The organism is Erythrobacter sp. S227 (assembly GCF_057364925.1).
In genome coordinates this window covers 1158969-1178817 of the sequence record NZ_CP200280.1, presented here as the reverse complement: position 1 = coordinate 1178817, position 19849 = coordinate 1158969, and the positions used below count along the sequence as shown (strand labels likewise).

At 57.4% G+C, this 19849-nt stretch carries 24 protein-coding genes and 1 tRNA gene; 20 read left to right on the top strand and 5 right to left on the bottom strand.

Annotated features, from left to right (window positions below):
- Positions 1-182: 182 nt before the first annotated feature.
- From AC0V6Q_RS05645 to aroA, 3 genes are read right to left on the bottom strand one after another with little or no spacing between them, the layout of a single operon-like run.
- On the bottom strand, positions 183-821 hold the full coding sequence (locus AC0V6Q_RS05645; protein ID WP_486167431.1) for a (d)CMP kinase: 639 nt from the start codon (positions 819-821) through the stop codon (positions 183-185).
- Positions 818-1078, bottom strand: a complete 261-nt coding sequence (locus AC0V6Q_RS05640; protein ID WP_486167430.1) for a CBU_0592 family membrane protein — start codon at positions 1076-1078, stop codon at positions 818-820. Before AC0V6Q_RS05640 ends, AC0V6Q_RS05645 begins: the two co-directional genes overlap by 4 nt.
- Complete coding sequence (aroA, locus tag AC0V6Q_RS05635; protein WP_486167429.1) at positions 1075-2397, bottom strand: 3-phosphoshikimate 1-carboxyvinyltransferase; 1323 nt, start codon at positions 2395-2397, stop codon at positions 1075-1077. The genes AC0V6Q_RS05640 and aroA overlap by 4 nt, the downstream gene beginning before the upstream one ends.
- 166 nt (positions 2398-2563) lie before the next feature.
- On the opposite strand from aroA, the gene AC0V6Q_RS05630 reads away from it, so the two are divergent.
- The 13 genes from AC0V6Q_RS05630 (at position 2564) to AC0V6Q_RS05570 (ending at position 12579) form a co-directional block, all read left to right on the top strand.
- On the top strand, positions 2564-2899 hold the full coding sequence (locus AC0V6Q_RS05630) for a TIGR02300 family protein (RefSeq protein WP_486167428.1): 336 nt from the start codon (positions 2564-2566) through the stop codon (positions 2897-2899).
- A gap of 100 nt (positions 2900-2999) precedes the next feature.
- Positions 3000-3075: transfer RNA gene (locus AC0V6Q_RS05625), tRNA-Ala, on the top strand.
- Between the two features lie 123 nt (positions 3076-3198).
- On the top strand, positions 3199-4683 hold the full coding sequence (gene ffh, locus AC0V6Q_RS05620; RefSeq protein ID WP_486167427.1) for a signal recognition particle protein: 1485 nt from the start codon (positions 3199-3201) through the stop codon (positions 4681-4683).
- Between the two features lie 61 nt (positions 4684-4744).
- The gene (gene rpsP, locus AC0V6Q_RS05615; RefSeq protein ID WP_486167426.1) at positions 4745-5242 is read left to right on the top strand and encodes a 30S ribosomal protein S16; all 498 of its coding nucleotides are present in this window, start codon (positions 4745-4747) and stop codon (positions 5240-5242) included.
- Positions 5243-5344: 102 nt separating this feature from the next.
- Positions 5345-5851, top strand: a complete 507-nt coding sequence (rimM, locus tag AC0V6Q_RS05610; RefSeq protein ID WP_486167425.1) for a ribosome maturation factor RimM — start codon at positions 5345-5347, stop codon at positions 5849-5851.
- A 3-nt stretch (positions 5852-5854) separates the two neighbouring features.
- Complete coding sequence (locus AC0V6Q_RS05605; protein ID WP_486167424.1) at positions 5855-6424, top strand: glycine-rich domain-containing protein; 570 nt, start codon at positions 5855-5857, stop codon at positions 6422-6424.
- On the top strand, positions 6424-7275 hold the full coding sequence (locus tag AC0V6Q_RS05600; RefSeq protein ID WP_486167423.1) for a TIGR04222 domain-containing membrane protein: 852 nt from the start codon (positions 6424-6426) through the stop codon (positions 7273-7275). The genes AC0V6Q_RS05605 and AC0V6Q_RS05600 overlap by 1 nt, the downstream gene beginning before the upstream one ends.
- A 22-nt stretch (positions 7276-7297) precedes the next feature.
- Positions 7298-7636, top strand: coding sequence for a hypothetical protein (locus AC0V6Q_RS05595; protein ID WP_486167422.1), 339 nt, complete (start codon positions 7298-7300; stop codon positions 7634-7636).
- On the top strand, positions 7633-8583 hold the full coding sequence (locus tag AC0V6Q_RS05590; RefSeq protein WP_486167421.1) for a carbon-nitrogen hydrolase family protein: 951 nt from the start codon (positions 7633-7635) through the stop codon (positions 8581-8583). The genes AC0V6Q_RS05595 and AC0V6Q_RS05590 overlap by 4 nt, the downstream gene beginning before the upstream one ends.
- Entirely contained in the window at positions 8574-8999 is a 426-nt protein-coding gene (locus tag AC0V6Q_RS05585; protein ID WP_486167420.1) for a hypothetical protein, read from the top strand. The genes AC0V6Q_RS05590 and AC0V6Q_RS05585 overlap by 10 nt, the downstream gene beginning before the upstream one ends.
- Positions 8996-9841, top strand: a complete 846-nt coding sequence (gene trmD / locus AC0V6Q_RS05580; protein WP_486167419.1) for a tRNA (guanosine(37)-N1)-methyltransferase TrmD — start codon at positions 8996-8998, stop codon at positions 9839-9841. Before AC0V6Q_RS05585 ends, trmD begins: the two co-directional genes overlap by 4 nt.
- On the top strand, positions 9838-10206 hold the full coding sequence (rplS, locus tag AC0V6Q_RS05575; RefSeq protein WP_486167418.1) for a 50S ribosomal protein L19: 369 nt from the start codon (positions 9838-9840) through the stop codon (positions 10204-10206). Before trmD ends, rplS begins: the two co-directional genes overlap by 4 nt.
- Positions 10207-10359: 153 nt before the next feature.
- Complete coding sequence (locus AC0V6Q_RS05570; protein WP_486167417.1) at positions 10360-12579, top strand: S9 family peptidase; 2220 nt, start codon at positions 10360-10362, stop codon at positions 12577-12579.
- Here the strand turns inward: AC0V6Q_RS05570 and AC0V6Q_RS05565 are convergent, their stop codons facing one another.
- Positions 12580-13446, bottom strand: a complete 867-nt coding sequence (locus AC0V6Q_RS05565) for an alpha/beta fold hydrolase (RefSeq protein WP_486167416.1) — start codon at positions 13444-13446, stop codon at positions 12580-12582.
- Between the two features lie 75 nt (positions 13447-13521).
- On the opposite strand from AC0V6Q_RS05565, the gene AC0V6Q_RS05560 reads away from it, so the two are divergent.
- From AC0V6Q_RS05560 to AC0V6Q_RS05530, 7 genes are read left to right on the top strand one after another with little or no spacing between them, the layout of a single operon-like run.
- Positions 13522-14547 (top strand): aspartate-semialdehyde dehydrogenase, encoded by a 1026-nt coding sequence (locus AC0V6Q_RS05560; protein ID WP_486167415.1) that lies wholly within the window; start codon positions 13522-13524, stop codon positions 14545-14547.
- Positions 14548-14572: 25 nt separating this feature from the next.
- Positions 14573-15193: a DUF2238 domain-containing protein gene (locus AC0V6Q_RS05555; RefSeq protein ID WP_486167414.1), complete on the top strand. Its 621-nt coding sequence runs from the start codon at positions 14573-14575 to the stop codon at positions 15191-15193.
- A 2-nt stretch (positions 15194-15195) separates the two neighbouring features.
- Complete coding sequence (locus AC0V6Q_RS05550; protein ID WP_486167413.1) at positions 15196-15750, top strand: aspartate-semialdehyde dehydrogenase; 555 nt, start codon at positions 15196-15198, stop codon at positions 15748-15750.
- Positions 15751-15787: 37 nt separating this feature from the next.
- Positions 15788-16438, top strand: a complete 651-nt coding sequence (locus AC0V6Q_RS05545) for a DsbA family protein (protein ID WP_486167412.1) — start codon at positions 15788-15790, stop codon at positions 16436-16438.
- Positions 16402-16890, top strand: a complete 489-nt coding sequence (locus AC0V6Q_RS05540) for a GFA family protein (RefSeq protein ID WP_486167411.1) — start codon at positions 16402-16404, stop codon at positions 16888-16890. Before AC0V6Q_RS05545 ends, AC0V6Q_RS05540 begins: the two co-directional genes overlap by 37 nt.
- The gene (locus AC0V6Q_RS05535) at positions 16887-17633 is read left to right on the top strand and encodes an alpha/beta fold hydrolase (RefSeq protein ID WP_486167410.1); all 747 of its coding nucleotides are present in this window, start codon (positions 16887-16889) and stop codon (positions 17631-17633) included. The genes AC0V6Q_RS05540 and AC0V6Q_RS05535 overlap by 4 nt, the downstream gene beginning before the upstream one ends.
- Before the next feature lie 24 nt (positions 17634-17657).
- Positions 17658-18176 carry a hypothetical protein gene (locus AC0V6Q_RS05530; RefSeq protein ID WP_486167409.1) on the top strand — a complete coding sequence of 173 codons (519 nt, stop codon included), beginning with the start codon at positions 17658-17660 and terminating at the stop codon, positions 18174-18176.
- A 5-nt stretch (positions 18177-18181) separates the two neighbouring features.
- Here AC0V6Q_RS05530 and AC0V6Q_RS05525 read toward each other — a convergent pair whose 3' ends face one another.
- Positions 18182-19696 (bottom strand): methyl-accepting chemotaxis protein, encoded by a 1515-nt coding sequence (locus tag AC0V6Q_RS05525; RefSeq protein WP_486167408.1) that lies wholly within the window; start codon positions 19694-19696, stop codon positions 18182-18184.
- Positions 19697-19849 lie beyond the last annotated feature (153 nt).

The following is a 19849-nucleotide window of genomic DNA, read 5'->3' as shown; positions in this document are numbered from 1 at the left end:
CTACCGGCCACCGGTTTTTCCGGGGTCTTAAACTGCCTCCCACGCACCATTGCGAGGGCTAGCAGGGCAAGAGGCCGACGTCTGCGCGGAGCCGGATGCATACCACGCAGGTTCTTTCCACCAATAAAGATGTTCGGAACGGGCGCGCGCCTAGCGGTAAAGGGGCGCAGATGCAAGCGAAATCACCGGCGACCAAGGGCCTCTTCGACAGCTTCGAGCACCATCTCAAACGCCGCCTCGCGGTCAAATGAGGTGGTATCGATGACCAAAGCATCGGGAGCAGCCTTTAGCGGGGCGTCCTTGCGATTGATATCGCGGGCATCACGCGCAACGACATCCTTCTCGATTTCCGAGAGTGGGATTTCCTCTTCATGGTCGAGTTTCTTTTCGACCATTTCGAGCCAGCGCCGCCGCGCGCGGGCTTGAACACTGGCGGTGATGAAAAGCTTCACATCGGCATCCGGCGCAATGACAGTCCCGATATCGCGCCCGTCTAGCACTGCACCGCCGGGTTGTTCGGCAAACGAGCGCTGTCGCTTGAACAAAGCCTCGCGCACCTCTGGGTGGACAGAGACTCGGCTTGCAAGGCTTCCGCTTTCTTCGGTGCGAAGGATATCATCGTCCATAAGGGTATCGGGAAAATCGCAAGCCGCAAGAGCATCTGCGGCATTGTCAGGGTCGCCTTCATTGATCGCGACCTGCCGTCCCACAGCGCGATAAAGGAGCCCTGTATCGAGGCACGGTATGCCCAGATGTGCGGCGAGACGTTTTGCAAGGGTGCCTTTGCCTGAGGCAGTGGGTCCGTCAACCGCGATGATCATGCCTTAGACCTTCTGCTCTTTAGCGCTTTCGCGAGCCCAAATATCGCAATCGCTGCCCAAAATCCCTCAAGCACGAGGCTTGGCCAATTGGTGTGCACCAGAAGGCTAATTGTGAGCAGCGCTGCGCCTATCAGATTTGTGCCGTGCAGGATAAACGGATTGGGCTCATTGACCCAGGTCAAATATGCATATGCGCCGATAATGCAGGCGGTGCCGATGAAGCCGATGAAAGAATAAATGTCTAGCGGTGTGGTCATTGCCCGTTTGCTGCTTCTTTAAGCATGTCCGCAAACGCGGGGAAGCTTGTCGCGATTGGCGCGGTGTCGTCGACCTCAACCCCGTCTTTGCTCGCCAGACCTGCAACCGCCATGCTCATCGCAATCCGGTGATCGAGATGGGTTTTGACGCTGGCGTTGGAAGTCCCGCGAAGGGGTTCGCCGCCGGTGCCTTCGATGATCAAGCCGTCTTCAAGCTCTTCGACCTGCGCACCCGCAGCGGTGAGGGCAGCGGCCATTACTGCAATGCGGTCGCTTTCCTTGACGCGCAATTCTTCAAGGCCTGTGCATCGTGTGGTCCCTTGCGCAAAAGATGCGGCGACGAAGAGGACTGGAAACTCGTCCACCATGCTGGGCACGATATCGGGGTCGACATCGATGCCTGTGAGCGGCGCATGACGCACCCGCAAGTCAGCAACAGGTTCGCCGCCAACCTCGCGCGGGTCTAGCTCTTCGATATCTGCGCCCATCTGTTTGAGCACAGTTACGATCCCAGCACGCGTCGGGTTAAGGCCGACGTTCTCAATCACCAGATCGCTTCCCGGTACTATGCTCGCTGCAACGAGGAAGAAAGCGGCGGAGGATGGGTCGCCGGGGACTACCACATCCATCGGGCGCAGATCGGCCTCACCGTGGATCGCAATCGCGCGCTCGCCATTCTCCTCGCCCACCTCAAGCTTTGCGCCAAAGCCAGTTAGCATGCGTTCTGTATGGTCGCGTGTGGCGACAGGTTCGATCACACGGGTGATGCCTGGGGTGTTGAGGCCCGCAAGAAGCACAGCGCTTTTCACCTGAGCGCTCGCCACAGGAAGGCGATAAGTGATCGGCACCGCCGGAAAAGCGCCATGAATCATAAGCGGGAGGGTGTCTCCGCTGGAGCTTTCGAAACTTGCGCCCATCTGGCTTAGCGGATTTATCACCCGGTTCATGGGGCGACCCGAAAGGCTCGCATCGCCGATAAAAGTCGCTTTGATCGGGTGGCTCGCCAAAAGGCCCATCATGAGCCGCGTCGAGGTGCCCGAATTGCCCATATCGAGGGCCTGTTTGGGCTCCAGAAGGCTGCCAACGCCAATTCCGTAGACGCGCCACGTCCCGTCGTCTGTGCGCTCTATATGAGCGCCCAATTGCCGCATCGCTGCAGCCGTTGCGAGCACGTCCTCGCCTTCCAAAAGACCAGTGATGCGGCTTTCGCCCACAGCAAGCCCTGCAAACATCAACGAACGGTGGCTGATCGACTTGTCGCCAGGCACGCGCAGGCGGCCGGTTAAAGGGGCGGAAGAGGTGAAAGTAGAGCCTTGCATATCGGAGCAGGTCTTTGACAGCGGCCAAGGGCTATGGCAAGGCGCGCCCGCCCAATCCGAGGGATCTAATTCGAATGCACTTGATTCCAGTGCAAGTTGAACCCAACTGACCTTCTCATGTTTGCTGCCTGCCTTTTTGATGCAGGACCAGATAAGGACTAAATCAATGCCCAAACCCGAATGGGGAACCAAGCGTACCTGCCCACAGACGGGCGAGCGTTTTTACGATCTTGGCAATGACAACCCTGTGACCAGCCCAAATGGCCACCAGTGGTATCCAGAGCCCGTACTCAAATCCAAGCAGCCAATTCCGATCGACGACCCTGAAAAGGCGAAAACCGGCGAAGCGGATAGCGATCTTGCGGATGACGATGATGATCTGAAAGACATCGAGAACATCGATGATGAAGAAGATTCGCCAGACAACGACGTTGACCTTGGCGGTGACGATGATCTTGGTGTGAAGCCCGCCAAAGACGACGACAGCAGCGACGATAGCTGATTTTGCTCTTGCGTTTCGCAAGGGGCGGTCTTAAGGGAGCGCTCCCTTGTGAAGGCAAGGATAGGCTTTATCTTTGGTAAGGCCAATACGATGGATACATGGGGCCTTAGCTCAGCTGGGAGAGCGCAACACTGGCAGTGTTGAGGTCAGCGGTTCGATCCCGCTAGGCTCCACCATCGAAAAAGACACATAAGCCGGACGTCTGTCGAAGATTTCCGTACGCTGGCCGACGAGGTTTCGTCCGCCGGCGTTTTTCGCGTTTATCAGGGCTTGAACAGTCTTGAGAGGAGTTGAAGACTATGTTTGACAATCTGTCCGACCGCCTTGGCGGGGTCTTTGACAAGCTCAAAGGTCGCGGCGCTCTTAAAGAACAAGATGTGCGCGACGCGATGCGTGAAGTCCGCGTGGCTCTGCTCGAAGCAGACGTCGCGCTTCCTGTGGCGCGCAGGTTTATCGATGCGGTTACGGAAAAAGCTGTTGGGCAAGATGTGCTCAAATCGGTCACTCCGGGCCAGCAAGTCGTCAAAATCGTCCATGATGAACTTGTCGCCATGCTCACTGGTGAGGGCGACGAAGTTGGAGCTGGCGAAGAGCTGAACTTCAACGCGACCCCTCCGGTCGTCATCATGATGGTCGGCTTACAGGGTTCTGGTAAGACAACCACAACCGCAAAGCTCGGGAAGCTGATCCGCGAGCGTCACGGCAAAAAGGCCATGATGGCCTCGCTCGACGTCAACCGTCCTGCGGCGCAAGAGCAGCTCAAGGTTCTGGGCGAGCAGGTTGATGTTGCCACCCTGCCGATTGTCGAGGGCCAGCAACCTGTCGACATTGCACGCCGCGCGATGGAATCGGCAAAGCTTCAGAACTTCGACGTACTCCTGCTCGATACCGCAGGCCGTCTGCACGTAGACGAAGCTTTGATGGCCGAAATGAAGGCGGTGAGCCAAGTCTCTGCGCCTACCGAAGTTCTCCTCGTGGTCGACTCGCTGACAGGTCAGGACGCGGTGAATGTGGCGCAGAGCTTTAGCGGCGAAGTCCCGCTCACCGGCGTGGTGCTGACCCGGATGGACGGCGATGCGCGCGGCGGTGCGGCGCTTTCGATGCGCGCGGTCACAGGCAAGCCGATCAAATTTGCGGGGACCGGCGAAAAGCTCGATGCGATCGAGACATTCCGCCCGGCCTCAGTTGCCGATCGTATCCTTGGCATGGGCGATGTTGTCAGCCTTGTCGAAAAGGCGGCAGCGACCATCAAAGAAGAGGAAGCGGCACAGCTCGCTGAAAACTTCGAGAAGGGTAAATTCGACCTCAACGATCTGCGGATGCAGTTGAAGCAGATGCAGAATATGGGCGGTCTCGGCATGCTGGCGGGTATGATGCCGGGCATGAAAAAAGCGAAGGCTGCAATGGCGGCGTCTAATATGGATGACAAGGTACTGGTCCATATGGATGCGATTATAGGCTCGATGACGGCCAAGGAACGGATCAATCCAAACCTTATGAACGCCAAGCGCAAAAAGCGCGTTGCGGCGGGTTCTGGCACCGACGTACAGACGGTCAACAAGCTCCTGAAGATGCATCAGGAGATGTCCAAGGCGATGAAACAACTCAAGAAGATGGGCGGCCTCAAAAGTCTTGCTGCCATGTTTAGTGGTGGGGGTGGCGGAATGCCTCCCGGTATGGGCGGCGGAATGCCCGGCGGTCTGCCCGGAATGGGCGGCCCCGGCGGTGGAATGGGCGGCCTTCCGCCCGGTCTCCCCGGCCTCGGTGGTCCCAAGAAGAAATAGCGCAAAAATAACTCACAAATTCAAACGAATACAGACAGTATAACTCGAAAGGTAATCTACAATGGCAGTTGCAATCCGGCTTTCGCGCGGTGGCGCTAAAAAGCGTCCTTACTACCGCATCGTCGTCTCTGACTCGCGTAGTCCACGCGATGGTAAGTATCTCGAGCAGATCGGCACCTACAACCCGCTTCTCGCGAAAGACAATCCCGAGCGCGTAAAGCTCAATGAAGACCGCGCGCGTCACTGGCTTTCGGTTGGTGCAAAGCCTTCGGACCGTGTTCATCGTTTCTTTGATGCTGCTGGCATTCTCGAGCGTGAAGCGCGTAATAACCCGAACAAAGGCAAGCCTGGCGAAAAAGCTGTCGAGCGTGCTGAAGAGAAGGCTGAAAAGCTGAAAGAAGCCGAAGAAGCAGCAAAAGCAGCTGAAGAAGCGGCAGCCGAAGCACCAGCAGAAGAAGCCCCTGCTGAAGAAGCTGCGGTTGAAGAGGCTCCTGTTGAGGAAACGCCTGCCGAGGAAGCAGCTGCTGAAACGGCCGCTGAAGAAAAGAACGAAGGCTAAGCTTTCCATGAAAAACACCGTTCGTGCTGAGCTTGTCGAAGCACGGTTGGCGTGCGCAATCGCGCGCCGCCAGGCAGGCTTAGGGCGAACGGAGTTTTGTGTATGAGCGGCGATGAACCCATTGTCCTTGCAGCGGTCACCGGTGCGCACGGTGTCGCGGGCGAAGTTCGCCTCAAATTGCTTGGCGAGGGGCTGGACGCTCTTCGTGAACATAAAACCTTCAACGCGGGCGAGTTGACGCTCAAGAAGGTGCGTTCCGACAACAAAGGCGGCGCGATTGCGCGCTTTGCCGAAGTCTCGGGTCGCAGCCAGGCCGAAAAGCTGCGCGGGACCACTTTGAAAGTACCGCGCGAAGAATTGCCCTCGCTTGAGGATGGCGAGTATTACCATGCTGACCTTGTCGGTCTGTCTGCCGTGACTGACACGGGCAAGCCGATTGGCTGCGTCGAAGCAGTCCAGAACTTTGGCGCAACCGACATCATCGAAATCGCGCTTGAGCCGGTTCCAGCGAAAGGCATGAAGACTATCATGGTCCCCATAACCAAGCAGGCTGTCATCGAATGGGATGAGACACGGCTTGTCATTTCGGAGGATTTCGCCGACCAATAGCGCATGAACGCAAGGGGAAACGCGACCACGACTGAGCTTTGGGAGCGTCTTTTGGCCCATTCAATCGGGCCGAATGACGCGCCTTTGTCTTTTGCGGACCGTCTCGCGCGCGAAAATCGCTGGTCTGCGCCATTCACCGAACGTGTGATCCTCGAGTACAAGCGCTTTTGTTACCTCGCTTGCACTGCTGGCCATGAAGTGACGCCCTCTGACGCAGTCGATCAGGTCTGGCACCTCCACCTTACCTACAGTCGCGATTACTGGGGCGTGTTTTGTCCTAATGTTCTGGACGCAGAGCTTCACCATGGGCCGACAGCGGGCGGGCAGGTCGAGCGAACCCGCTATTACGACCAGTATGCGCAGACATTTCGCTCCTATGAGGATGCGTTTGGCGAAGCGCCTCCCCCTGACATCTGGCCCGGTGCAGGACGCCGCTTTGGCGTTGATCCACAGGGACTTCGCGTTAACCCGAATGATGTTATGATCCTTGATAAACGGCTCGCACTGCTGGGTGCAGCGGGCTGGATTGCGCTTGGCATTGTGATCGCTGTTATGATTGGAGTGATTTTCTGATGGAAATTTTCAGCTCTTATTCGGGTGCGGGCTTCTTGGGATTTTATGCCCTGATGCTCGCCACAAGTGTTGCCGCGGGTGTTTGGTTCCCGGCCAATCTGCGTCCATTGGGTAAGCGCGGCGAGGTTGAGGACTTGGAGGAAGTCGCGGTGCTGAATGGCGGGGCGGACCGATTAAACTTAGCCGTGCTTTCATCGCTTTTTGCGAAGGGGGCGCTCACATCCGGCAATTCGAAAAAGCTCTTCTCTACAGATAAAAATCAGGCAGCAAGCGAGGCCGAGCGCGCAGTGTTGGCCAAGGTTGGCGGTTTTAGCCTTGCCGATGCCAAACGGACTTTGCTCGAGCAAGCAGCGCAGGTTGAACAGCGGCTTATCCAGCGCGGGCTTATGATGAGCGAGCAGGAGCGGCTGCGCCTCAAGTTATTCTCCACCTTGCCATTTGCGGTGCTGTTTGTGATCGGGCTCTATCGCCAACAGGCAGGTGCGGCTTTGGGTGAGCCGACCGGCATTTTGATCGCGCTGTTGATTGTCACCTTCGTGCTTGGCCTGATCCGGTTTTTCACCGGCACAAAACGCACTATCGCGGGCCAAGAGTTGGTCATGGAGCTTGAAGAAAGCAAAAGTCGTCTAAGGCGCGCACCGCAGGCTAATGAGGCCGGGTTTGCCGTGGCGCTGTTCGGGACGGGCGTCCTGGTCGGCACCCCATGGGAGGCGGTGCATGCTGCGCGTGCGGCGAGTGCAGGCGGGGGCGCAGGCGGTGTGTACGGCGGCGACGATGGCGGCTCTGACGGCGGCTCAGATGGCGGGGGAGGCGGCTGCGGTGGTGGTGGCTGTGGCGGTTGCGGGGGCTGATTTTGCGCCTTAAGGGGCAGGTATGAATTCTGACGCCCTTATGGTCATTCTCCTTCTTGTTTCCGGTGCTCTTATCCAGGTTGCGGCGACGCTTGGATGTGTTCTTCTGACAAAGCTCTGGCTTGGCCGGTTTTCACGCGGGGTTCGTACAATGATTGCCGCTTTGAGCGGTTGTCTCGTCATGGTCTCACCTGTGATGATTGTGGGTCTGGCAGATGAGAGTTTTGGGGGTTGGGGCGAGTTTTTTGGCGTTATCGCCGTGCTTTTGTTTTTTTGTATGGTCGTCGCATGGTTGCCCGCGCATTTCGTGACACGCCGCCTCGACCAGCTAACCGAATTCGACATTGAGACGTTCACATGACCCAATTGCCCGTTGCCATTTGCCAAGCTGCGCCGATCCCGCTGGATTTCACCGGAGGGATTGAAAAAGCGACGCGCCTATCCCGAGAGGCGATCGATGCTGGCGCGCGGTTTGTAGCGTTTGGGGAGACGTTTCTGGGCGGTTATCCGCTGTGGCTGGATGAGGCTCCGGGCGCGGCGCTGTGGAACCATCCGGGGACCAAGGCGTGCCACCAGATCATGCTCGATCAGGCGATTGGGCCGGGAGATGAGCGGCTGCTGCCATTGCAAGAGCTTTGCGATGAGAGCGGGGCTTGCATCTCCATCGGCGCGCATGAGCGGGTGCGCTCGAGCCTTTACAACAACCAATTGCTCTTCCGCCCCGGCCTGCCGCCGCTTGATCACCGCAAGCTGGTGCCAACCCATGGCGAGCGCCTCATCTGGATGCGCGGCGATGGCTCGACCTTGGGCGTGCATGAGGCCGAGTGGGGCAATGTGGGCAATCTCATCTGCTGGGAGCACTGGATGCCGCTAGCGCGCGCGGCGATGCACAATCTGGGCGAGGCGGTGCATGTCGCCGCTTGGCCCACTGTGCGTGAGGAATATGCGCTTGCCTCACGGCACTATGCGATGGAGGGGCGGTGCTTCGTCCTTGCCGCAGGTCTGGTGCAGCACCGCGATGACCTGTTTGATGGGTTGGAGCGGGTTGGCGGTAATCCGCAAGCGAAGGAGTTGTTCGAGGCAATTGAGGGCGAGGCGCTCAATCGCGGTGGCTCGATGATTATCGCGCCCGATGCGCGGGTTTTGGCGCAGGCCGGGGAGGGCGAGGAAATTTTGCACGCGCAGCTCGACCTGTCAGAGCGCGGACAGGGGCTCACCAGCCTTGATACCGACGGGCATTATTCGCGGCCTGATGTGTTTGAGCTTAATGTGGATACGCGGGCGAAGGATGGGGTAAGTTGGGGCTGACGATTTTTGAAATTTTTGCGGCGGCCGCTGGGCCAATTGAAATTGCGCCTCAAGAAGCGCCGGGATTTCCGTGGCTTGCGGGAGTAGCCATTGTCTGTGCTGTTGTCTCTTCGACCGCTTGGGGGTTGGTTGCAGTACTCAACAGGGTCGTCGCAAAGATGCCATGGATTGTGCGAACGCTTATTGTTGTCGTTGCCACCCCGTCCTTTTTCTTCGCGGCGTTAACTTGGCTTTGGACAATCGAGACAGGTCGCAGTTTCTCAGACATCCTCGCCATCGTCTTCCCGCTCTCCTTGAAAGGTTTCGTGGTTTTATTTGCGATGATGGCAAGTGCAGGCCTTGTTGCAGCAGCGTCAGCAAAGCGGTTCGACAAGAGAAGCACTTCGTTGCGTGAGAACATGGATGCCTTTGAGTGACCTTCGCTGCCACCATCCTCACGCTCTATCCGGAGATGTTCCCCGGTCCCCTCGGCACTAGCCTTGCGGGTAAGGCGCTTGAGCGCGGGGATTGGACTCTCGACACCGTCAACCCGCGCGACTTTACGACCGACAAGCACCGTACCGTTGACGACACGCCCGCCGGGGGCGGGGCGGGGATGGTGCTCAAGGTCGATGTGATGGCGCGGGCTTTGGACTCCATCCTCCCCGGATCGGGGAGGGGGACCGTCGAAGACGGTGGAGGGGAACTTTCGGATGGGCGCGACCTGCCCCTCCACCAGACTGCGTCTGGTCCCCCTCCCCATTCTGGGGAGGATATTCCCGTCCTCGCCATGACCCCTCGGGGCAAACCCATCACCCAAACCCGTATCCGCGAACTCGCAGAAGGCCCCGGCGTCACCATTCTTTGCGGCCGTTTTGAAGGCTTTGATGAGCGCCTTTTCGAAGCGCGGCCTCAGATCGAAGAGGTATGCCTTGCCGACATCGTCCTTTCCGGGGGCGAAACAGCAGCGATCACCATACTTGATGCTTGCATTCGGCTGCTTCCCGGCGTAATGGGCGCGGCTTCTAGCGGGACTGAAGAGTCGTTTGAGGACGGCCTACTTGAGTACCCGCAATACACCCGACCTCAATCATGGGAAGGGCGCACGATCCCCGAAGTGCTGCGATCTGGGGATCATGCGAAGGTGGAGGCTTGGCGTAAAGCTCGGGCTGAAGCTGATACTAGGTTACGCAGGCCGGACCTTTGGGAACGCTATAACAGTGTTCGGGACCAGTCTGCCTCTGGCGCGCGGCGAAAGAAAAAGGAAACGGACCAGTGAACCTGATCCAGCAAATCGAAGCTGAAGAAATCAGCAAGGTTACAAAAGAAATTCCCTCATTTCGCGCAGGCGACACCGTTCGTGTCGGCGTGAAGGTGAAAGAGGGCCAACGCGAGCGTATTCAGAACTTTGAAGGCGTCGTGATCGCGCGTTCAAATCGCGGCATGGGCTCCAACTTCACCGTGCGCAAAATGAGTTTTGGCGAAGGTGTGGAGCGTGTGTTCCCGCTCTATGCGCCAATCGTTGACAGCATCACTGTCGTGCGTCGCGGCGTTGTGCGCCGGGCGAAGCTCTACTATCTGCGTGGCCGCACCGGTAAGCGTGCGCGTATCGCGGAACGCCGGGAAAACGCTCCTAAGAAATAAGACCTTAGGCGAACGAATTATCAGAAGGGCGGTCCGGCAAGGGCCGCCCTTTTTCGTTTCCAGGGCTTGCGTTTGGGGTCAGCCATTGCAAGGAACAACGCCACGTAGCCGAGCGTTCAAACAATGCTCTGACAACTAAAGGTATAATACGCGATGCGCCTGTTTCTTGCCGCTGCTTCTGCCGCACTTCTCTCCACCACAGCCTTGGCCGACGATCACATGACCGATACACCCCAACTCACATTTGAGCGCGTTTTTGCTTCGCCCTCTTTGAACGGTCCGTCGCCGCGCAGCGTTCAGTTTTCGCCCGATGGCCGGTATCTGACACTGCTGCGCAACCGGGCAGATGATGCGGCGCGCTATGACCTTTGGGGCTTTGATCTCCAGACCAGCGAATGGCGTATGCTGGTTGATAGCGAAGCGATTGGCACCGGCCGCGAGCTTTCCGAAGATGAAAAGATGCAGCGCGAGCGGGCGCGGGTGGGGAACCTTAAAGGCATCATCACCTATCAGTGGGCGAGCGATGCGTCTGGCGTGCTGGTGCCGATTGATGGGGACCTCTATTTCGCGAAACTCGATGGAGATGTGCAGCGCCTGACCGATACGGAGGAGAGCGAGCTTAATCCCAAGCTTTCCCCGCGTGCAGGCTACGTCTCTTTCATTCGCGATCGTCAGCTTTGGGTTGGCGAAGTGGGCGGTGATGCAGTTCCTATAACACCCAAAGAAGACGACACCATCCGCTGGGGTGAGGCTGAGTTTGTGGCTCAAGAAGAGATGAGCCGCCTCACCGGCTATTGGTGGAACGGCGATGACACGCGCCTTGCAGTCCAGCGCACTGATGAAAGCCCGGTTGGAATCGTCACACGGGCGGCTATCGGCGCGACCGGCACCAAAGTGTTCGATCAACGCTATCCGGTCGCTGGCTCAAACAATGCGATTGTCGAGCTTTACGTGATGGACCCCGATGGCGGTAACCGTGTGAAGGTCGACCTTGGTGAAGAAACCGACATCTACATTGCGCGGGTCAACTGGGGGCCAGACGGTTACCTCTACGTCCAGCGTCAGAACCGCGAGCAGACCGTGCTCGATATGCTCAAGGTCGATCCTGCCACGGGCGAGAGCGAGGTCTGGTTCACCGAGAGGGCTGCGCGCGAAGAGTATTGGATCAACCTCTCCGACAACTACCGCTTCCTCAAGGACGGCTCGCTTTTGTGGTGGTCAGAGCGCGATGGCTTTGGCAATTTCTACCGCTTCGACGGCAGCGAATTGACGCAGCTTACCAGCCTCAAAGAGCCGGTGACCAAGCTCGTCGGGGTCAATCAAGACAAGGATCAGCTGTTCTTCACTGCCGTGGAAGGCGTGCTGACCGAGCAGGTCTATTCTGCGAGCCTCACCGCCGCGACAGAGCCCAAGCGCCTAACCGAGACCGACTACACCAACACCGCCAGCATGGACCCAACCGGCAACCTTATGCTGGTAAGCCGTTCCGCGCCCGATCAGCCCACGCAAAGCTATCTTGCAGGCGACCTTGGTCAGCGCCTCACCTGGGTTGAAGAGAACGCGCTGGATAAAGATCATCCTTATACGCCGTTCCTGCTTGGCCATACCATGCCCGAATACGGGAAGATCGCGGCTGAAGACGGGACCGAGCTGCATTACATGATGCTCAAACCCGATATGGAGCCGGGGAAGAAATACCCCGTGTTCTATTACCACTATTCGGGGCCGGGTCCGCAGATCGTGGACAAGGGCTGGGGCGGGGCGCTCGCACAGGCTGTGGTCGATAAGGGGTATATCTACTTCGCGCTCGACAACCGGGGCACGGCCAATCGCGGCGTGGATTTTGAACAACCGATCTACCGCGCGATGGGCGGGGTTGAAGTGGTCGATCAGAAGACTGGCGCTGAATTCCTGAAGACGCTTCCCTTTGTCGATGGCGACAAGATCGCGCTCTATGGCTGGTCCTATGGCGGCTATATGACGCTGAAGCAGTTGCAGGCCGATCCGGGGCTGTACGCAGCGGGCATTTCCGGTGCGCCTGTGACCAAGTGGGAGCTTTACGACACCCACTATACCGAGCGGTTTATGGGCGACCCGCGTGAGGTGCCTGAGGCTTACGAAAAGGCCAGCGCCATTCCCGATGCGACCAAGATCAGCGATCCGCTGCTCCTCATCCACGGCATGGCCGATGACAATGTGGTGTTTGAAAACTCCTCAGAGCTGATCAGCGTTCTGCAAGAGAACAATGTGCCCTTCGAAATGATGCTCTACCCGGGCTACACGCACCGCGTGTCGGGTCCGAACATCAGCCCGCATATGTGGAACTCGATCTTCCGCTTCCTAGAGGCGCACGGTGTGACGCCGCCGGAGTGATCAAGCGCTGAGCCACTCCAGCGCTTTGGCTCCAACCTCATCAGGCGCCTCAACCTGAGGGTAGTGACCAACGCTTGGTAGCAGGTGGTGCCGCGCGTCCGGCACCACTTCGCGCCATTTGTCATAGGCGTGCTTGCCAGATACCGGGTCGAGTGCACCATTGATCAGGCCGATCTTGTCTTGCGCCCCCACCAGTGCCGTTTCCCAGCGCTCCTTATGCGTGCGCCTGTCTGCGATGTAGTGGAGCAGTTTGTGCATGATGCGGTTGCCTGAATTGTGGCTGATGAAGTCCCAGAACTGGTCGAGTTCCTGTGCGTTAGGTTTGGTGTCGGGTCCGAAAACCTGAGAGAAGCTTTTGCCAAAGCTCTCCCGGTTGATGAGCAGGCCCAACAGAAAGCCTAAAGGTGACACTCCGATCTTCTGCATCAAAACGGGCCTGTGCTGGTCAGGGAAGATACCGCCATTGAGAAACACCATTTTGCCGAGCCCTTGGGCTCCCGCGCCGTCCTGTTGCCTTGCGAGCAATTCCTGCCCCACCGAAACCCCGTAATCGTGCACCAACGCGTCAAACTCGCCAATGCCCAGATGCGCCAAGAGCGCCTCTTGAATGTCGGTTTGTTTGTGGATGGAGTACCCCGACTTGGGTTTATCGGAGAGCCCAAATCCCAGCATATCGCAGCCGATCAGATGATGCTCCGCGCCGAGCCGATCCCACACGTGGGTCCAGTCCCACGCGCACGTCGGATAGCCGTGGACGAGCAATAAAGGCCGTGCAGACGTATTCTCGCTTGTCCAATAGGCAATCTGGTGCCCCTGAAAGTCGAAATATTGTGCCTTTTCGCGCCAAATGTGTGTATCGGCTGCCATGAAATCTCCCTTGAGGGAGGATGCTAGCCACCCATCTAGGCAGCGCAACCCAAATTGACGTGAAGGAAGATAAGAATGGGCTACCGTGTAGCAGTCGTCGGTGCGACCGGAAATGTGGGCCGCGAAGTGATGCAGATCATGGCGGAACGCGAGTTTCCCGCCGATGAGATCGCAGCTGTCGCAAGCTCGCGCAGCCACGGGACCGAGGTCGAATATGGCGACACGGGCAAGATGCTCAAATGCCGCAATATCGAGCATTTCGACTGGTCTGGCTGGGATATTGCCCTCTTCGCCGCCGGGTCTGGCCCAGCGAAGGAATATGCTCCCAAGGCGGCGGCCGCGGGCTGCGTCGTAATTGACAATTCCTCTCTCTACCGCATGGACCCCGACGTACCGCTGATCGTGCCAGAGGTGAACCCGGATGCGATTGATGGCTATTCCAAGCGCAACATTATCGCCAACCCCAACTGCTCAACTGCTCAGCTTATGGTGGCCCTAAAACCGCTCCATGATGCGGCGACCATCAAGCGCGTTGTTGTCTCGACCTATCAGTCGGTTTCAGGCGCTGGCAAAGCGGGCATGGACGAGCTTTTTGAACAGAGCCGCGCGATTTTCGTGGGCGATCCTGTCGAGCCTGCGAAATTCACCAAGCAGATCGCGTTTAACGTGATCCCTCATATCGATGTCTTCCTTGACGATGGTTCGACCAAGGAAGAGTGGAAGATGATGGTCGAGACCAAGAAAATTCTCGATCCCAAGATCAAGCTCACCGCGACCTGCGTTCGCGTGCCGGTGTTCGTTGGTCACTCGGAAGCTGTGAACATCGAGTTCGAGAAAGAGATTTCAGCTGAGCAGGCACAGGAAATCCTGCGCGAGGCTCCCGGCATCATGCTGATCGATAAGCGCGAGGATGAAGGCTACGTTACGCCGGTTGAGAGCGCCGGTGACAGCGCCACCTACATCAGCCGCGTTCGCGAAGACCCGACGGTTGAGAACGGCCTTGCGCTGTGGTGTGTCTCCGACAATCTTCGCAAAGGCGCAGCCTTGAACGCGGTGCAAATCGCAGAGCTTTTGGGTCGGCGGCACTTGCAGAAAGGCTAAGCGAGGCTTGGGCTATCTGTCGCATTTGACGAAGTTTCAAGGCTGGCTCTTGGGGCTTGGCCTTGTTGGTCTGGCATTGGCTCAGGTCGGTCAGCCATTCCCGAACGTGGCCCCACTGCATCACGTGCCCACATTGCTGGTTATCCTTGCAGCGCCCGCTTTTTTAAGGCGCTGGCCGCTTTCGAATGCAGCGCTGTTATCTTTGTTTGCCTTCCTTGCACTGCACACGCTGGGCGGGCGATACACCTATACCAACACTCCCTATGATGCGTGGGTCGCGGCGCTTTTTGGAAGCGATCTGAGCACAATCATGGGCTGGGATCGCAACCACTACGACCGCCTCGTCCATTTCAGTTTTGGCCTTCTCATGGTGCTCCCGGTGGCGGAAATCCTCCGCCGATACGTTGGCGTGACCAAGGTGCTTGCACTCTATGTTGGCGTTGAATTTGTGATGGGCATCAGCGCCATTTATGAAATTTTTGAGTGGCTTTTGTCCATCCTCCTCGCGCCCGACAATGTTGAGGCCTATAATGGTCAGCAAGGCGACATCTGGGACGCGCAAAAAGATATGGCACTGGCGTTTGCAGGTGCTCTTATCGCCGCTTTTGTGATCTGGATAATAGAACGCTCGAAACAGGAGGAGTAACTATGCGTAGGCTTGCTTTGGGTGTGATGGTTTTGGCGCTTGCTGCGTGTGACAATGGCCAGGTGCCTTCGCCTGCCGACCGCATGGCAGGGGATATCCCTGTCGATACCGTCGATGAGGGTCTTGTCGCGCTCCACGGCGAAGGCGTGGTTGCCGGCGCTGAGAGTTTCTTTTTCGCAGCGGGTCGCAATGAGGTCGAAACCGCGCTCACAAAGGTGCTAGGCGAACCTGTTAGCCGCAACGAGATTGAAGAATGCGGGGCAGGGCCCATGGCCATGACCAGCTATGCGGGCGAATTGACGCTGAATTTTCAGTCAGGCTCGCTCGTGGGCTGGAACATCGGCTCTGCGCCTGAAGGCGAAGGGGAAAACATCCAGATCGATGCTGACGTCACAATTGGGATGGCCGCCGATGACCTTGCGGCTGCCACCGGCTACACCCCGATCGAAGGCAGCACCTTGGGTGAGGAATTCGCGCTCAGCAACACTATGGGCGGCTTTGTTGATGGCGGCGCTGTCACCATGCTCTATGCCGGGACCCAGTGCTTTTTCAGGTAAATGTGTTTTTTCCGGTAAAGCGCGTTAAGCTGTACCCATGACACTAAAAGCCGACCTCTTTTTCAGTTTCCGCTCACCCTACTCCTATCTTGCTGTGGGACGGTACCGGGACATGGCGCGGGAGTATGATCTCGACATAACACTGCGAACGGTTTTGCCGATTGCGGTGCGCGATCCCGATTTGCTTTTCACAGGCAATCCGGCCGCTCCTCGCTACATCTTCATGGATTCGTTCAGAACTGCGCAGATGCTGGGAATTCCCTTCCGCTGGCCGCGCCCTGATCCGATTGTTCAGGACATTGCCACCCGCGAGATTGCCAAAGACCAGCCCTACATATTCCGGATCTGTCGTTTGGGTCAGGCTGCCACGCGCCGGGGCAGGGGCCTGGAATTTGCCGCCGAGGTTGCATCCATCATATGGGATGGTTCGACCGACAATTGGCACGAGGGCGATCACTTGGCCGGCGCTGCGACGCGGGCAGGCCTCGACTTTGCAGAGCTAGAGGCGGAAGCGGCGTCAGGTGCGGACGCGCTGGATGCGGAGATCGAAGGCAATACCAAAGCGCTCGATGAAGCAGGACATTGGGGCGTCCCCACCTTGGTCGTCGATGGCGAACCCTTCTTTGGTCAGGACCGTGTGGACATGGCCAAATGGCGCATGGAGCAAAAAGGGCTGGCCAAGAGGTGAAAGGAGAGCTCACTGGAGGGTGCCTCTGCGGTGCAGTGAGGTATCGCCTCGCTGAGGGCTTTCGCCTCAATCCCTATGCTTGCCACTGCACCGACTGTCAGAGCCGAACAGGCTCGGCGTTTAGTGAACATATGCTGTTTGCGATGAATGATATTTCGATTGAAGGCGAACTCGATTGTGGGCGCTACGTTCAACCCAGCGGAGTGGAAGCATCGATCACAGGTTGTCCAGTATGTAAAACTCGTGTTTATGCCGAAAACCCCTCGCGGGCTGGCATGGCAAGTCTGCGCTGCGGCACTCTTGACCGAAGCAACGAAATAGAACTGACTGCGCATATCTGGGTCAAAAGCAAGCAGCCTTGGATCAAACTACCCGAGGATGTGAAGACGATGGAAGAAGCGCCAAGAACTTCTGAGGAATGGGTCAGACTTCTCGGGATTGTTCGAAGATGAGAGTTGAGTCTGTTCCAAGTTTCGATGGCGCACGCTTGGCAGTCACCGTCATGGGTGAGGGCAGGCCTCTTGTACTAGTCCATGGCCTGTTTTCCTCAGCTGAAATGAACTGGGTGAAGTTCGGGCATGCGCAAAAGCTGGCTGAGGCTGGTTTACGGTGCATTATGCCGGACCTTCGCGCGCATGGGGCAAGCGTTAAGTCGCACAATGCCCTCGACTACCCTTTTGGAGTGCTCACCAAGGACCTTGCCGCGCTCGTCGACCATTTTGATCTTGAAGACTATGACCTGGCTGGCTTCTCATTAGGCGCACGTACATCTGCCAAGGGTGTGATCGACGGTCTAGCTCCCCGCCGATTGGCGCTGTGCGGGATGGGATTGCAGGGGCTTTCAGGGTGGAAGAACCGGGCAGCTTTTTTCATCGATGCGATTGACCGATTTGATGAGATCAAACGCGGTGACCGTGCTTTCATGGCCAAGAGTTTCATGAAAACTATGGGAATCGACCGGGAGGCGGCACGCCTATTGCTCGGCGCGGTTGATGACGTGGCGGACGCTGATTTGGCCAAAATCACCATGCCAACAGCGCTCATTTGTGGGAACAAGGATCAGGACAATGGTTCTGCCAAAGACTTGGCACTCGCGCTTCCAGATGGCCGGTACCGCGAGATACCCGGTACGCATATGAGCAGCGTTGCCGATGGCGCTTTCGGAGATGCACTGGTTGAGTTCTTCAGTAGCTAGATAACGGTCGAGGGAGGCGGGAGCATGGACAGCAAGATTAGCATCAAGATGTGGCTCATAGGTCTTGTGGTTTTCCTTGCGGTTATCGCAGTGACCAACATGGTAGAGCAGGGTGACGTGACCTTTGGGATCATCGACCATCAAGCGGCAAAAACCGCCGAGCGTGTTGATCAAATCCAGACACAGTGGCGTGAAAACGGCGTGCGTAACCTAGCTATAATTGCCGTAATCGCCGACCTTGTGTGGATTTGGATCTATGCTCTTGGCAGCTTTCTTGCGGGCAGAGGCTTTGCAACTCGGCGGCAAGGGGCCTTGCGTGCAATGGGGCTGCTGATTTGCGCATCGGCGATAGTGTTCGGGATCACCGACTACACGGAAACAACCTTGCAGTTCATTCAACTGTTCAACGACAAGGGTAACGACGTTATGGCGGGCATTGCAGCGACGGCTCAGCCCATCAAGGTCGCAGCATTCATTGTGAGCTTCGCCGGGATCATAATCGCGCTTGCGGTGGATCGTTTTAGATCAAAAGCTTACCGGTGAATGCGTTAAGCGACATCCAGCTTTGACCGGAACCGGCGACTGGATTCTTCAAGCTGCCGGACATGTTCAGCCAGGCTTATGGCTGCCTCGTCGACTTCGTCTGATAGCATTTTGGACCGTGTGGCGCGTTCAGCCAAAGCGCGGCTGTGTTTGACCATCTCGTCAGCATCATCAGCAGCACCGCGTGCGAAGGTCTCAATCGTGCCTGCCGATTGCCGATGGTTTTCAACATTATAGCGGATAGCCTTGGCATTGCTATCGAGCTCGCTAATTGCCGTTTCGATTTTGTGAAAACTAAGCTCAGCCTCCAGAGTGCCCGATTGGACGCCTCCCAGAAACTCCTGAATCCGGTTTGCCGCATCACTTGCTTGGTCAGCGAGCTGTTTGACTTCATTAGCGACGATGCTGAAGCCGCGTCCTGCAGGGCCCGCAGAAGCGGCTTCGATCGCAGCATTAAGCGAAAGAAGGTTGGTCCGTTCCGCTATTCGCACGATGGAGTGGGTTGCCTCACCAATGGTCTGCGATTGTGCGCTGAGTTTCTCGATTGCCTGACTGCCATCCCCTGAGCATTGACTTGCATCCTTACTCAAGGAAGACTGCTGGCCGGCATCATCGGCGACTTCTGCGATAGAGACCGAAAGCTCTGCCAGACCTGCTGCGACTGTATTGGCTGCTCTGCTGGCGGTTTCAGCGGAGTTTAGCACTCTGAGCGCTTCATTTCCGGTCTGATCCGCATTGAGCTTGAGTTGGTGAGCACTTTCCTCAAGCAATCGGGCCGTTGCGGTCACTGATGTTGTCACACTGGCCATGGACTTTTCGAACGCGGCCGCGACCTCTTCATATTCGGCCTTACGCTGCTCGATTACTTCTTCGAGAGCTCTTGTCTTGCTGGCCTTCTCGGCCGCGAGAATTGCTTCCAATGCGGCCAACTCGGTGTTTTTTGCGCCAAGGGTTTGCTGGCAATTTCCAAGCTCGGTTTGCAGTTCACTCGATCTTTCGACTGCTGTCCTGAGAAGCGCAGTGATCCAGCTCAGAATTGCACCGCCTAGAATAGTGGCTCCCAACCTTATGGATGAAAGGCCAATGTGCATCTGCTCATAGGCAATCCACTGCGGTGCAAAGCTCACCAAACCGACATGTTGCAGAGCCAGAAGGGTCGAGGCAATCAGGATGGGGCGGTGATCGCAAAGCGTTACAAGGGCGACCAGTCCCGCAGCCAGCAACAGCAACAATTCCGGCTGCCAAAGCGTCCCTTGGAGCGCGTAAAACAAGAGCGCCGGTATCAGTCCAGCTTGAACGCCAAACGAAAGGCGAGCGATGCTGTCTACGCGCCCCGTTAGCACCATCCAAGTGGGCACGGCATTGATCAGTGCCGCGAGTGCGGTTGCAGGAAGGGCAAATTGATATTGGGAAAAGGCAAGGCTCAAAGCGGCTAGGGTCAGGACAATGACCCATCCGCTTACAACCAAAGCGAGCATGGAGCGCCTGCGCAGTTCTTCGATAGGCGGAAGCATCAGCATCGCACGCCTCCACAAACTGACTGGCGAGGTCTGTGTTGATGCCGATATCGGACGCGGGAGATCATACGCTCTCTAGTGCGACAGTTTGGTTAGAACAATCACCTCGCCCGCTTGCGTAGCTTCCCCTGGTCGTAGGGGGTAGCTGCGCGAATT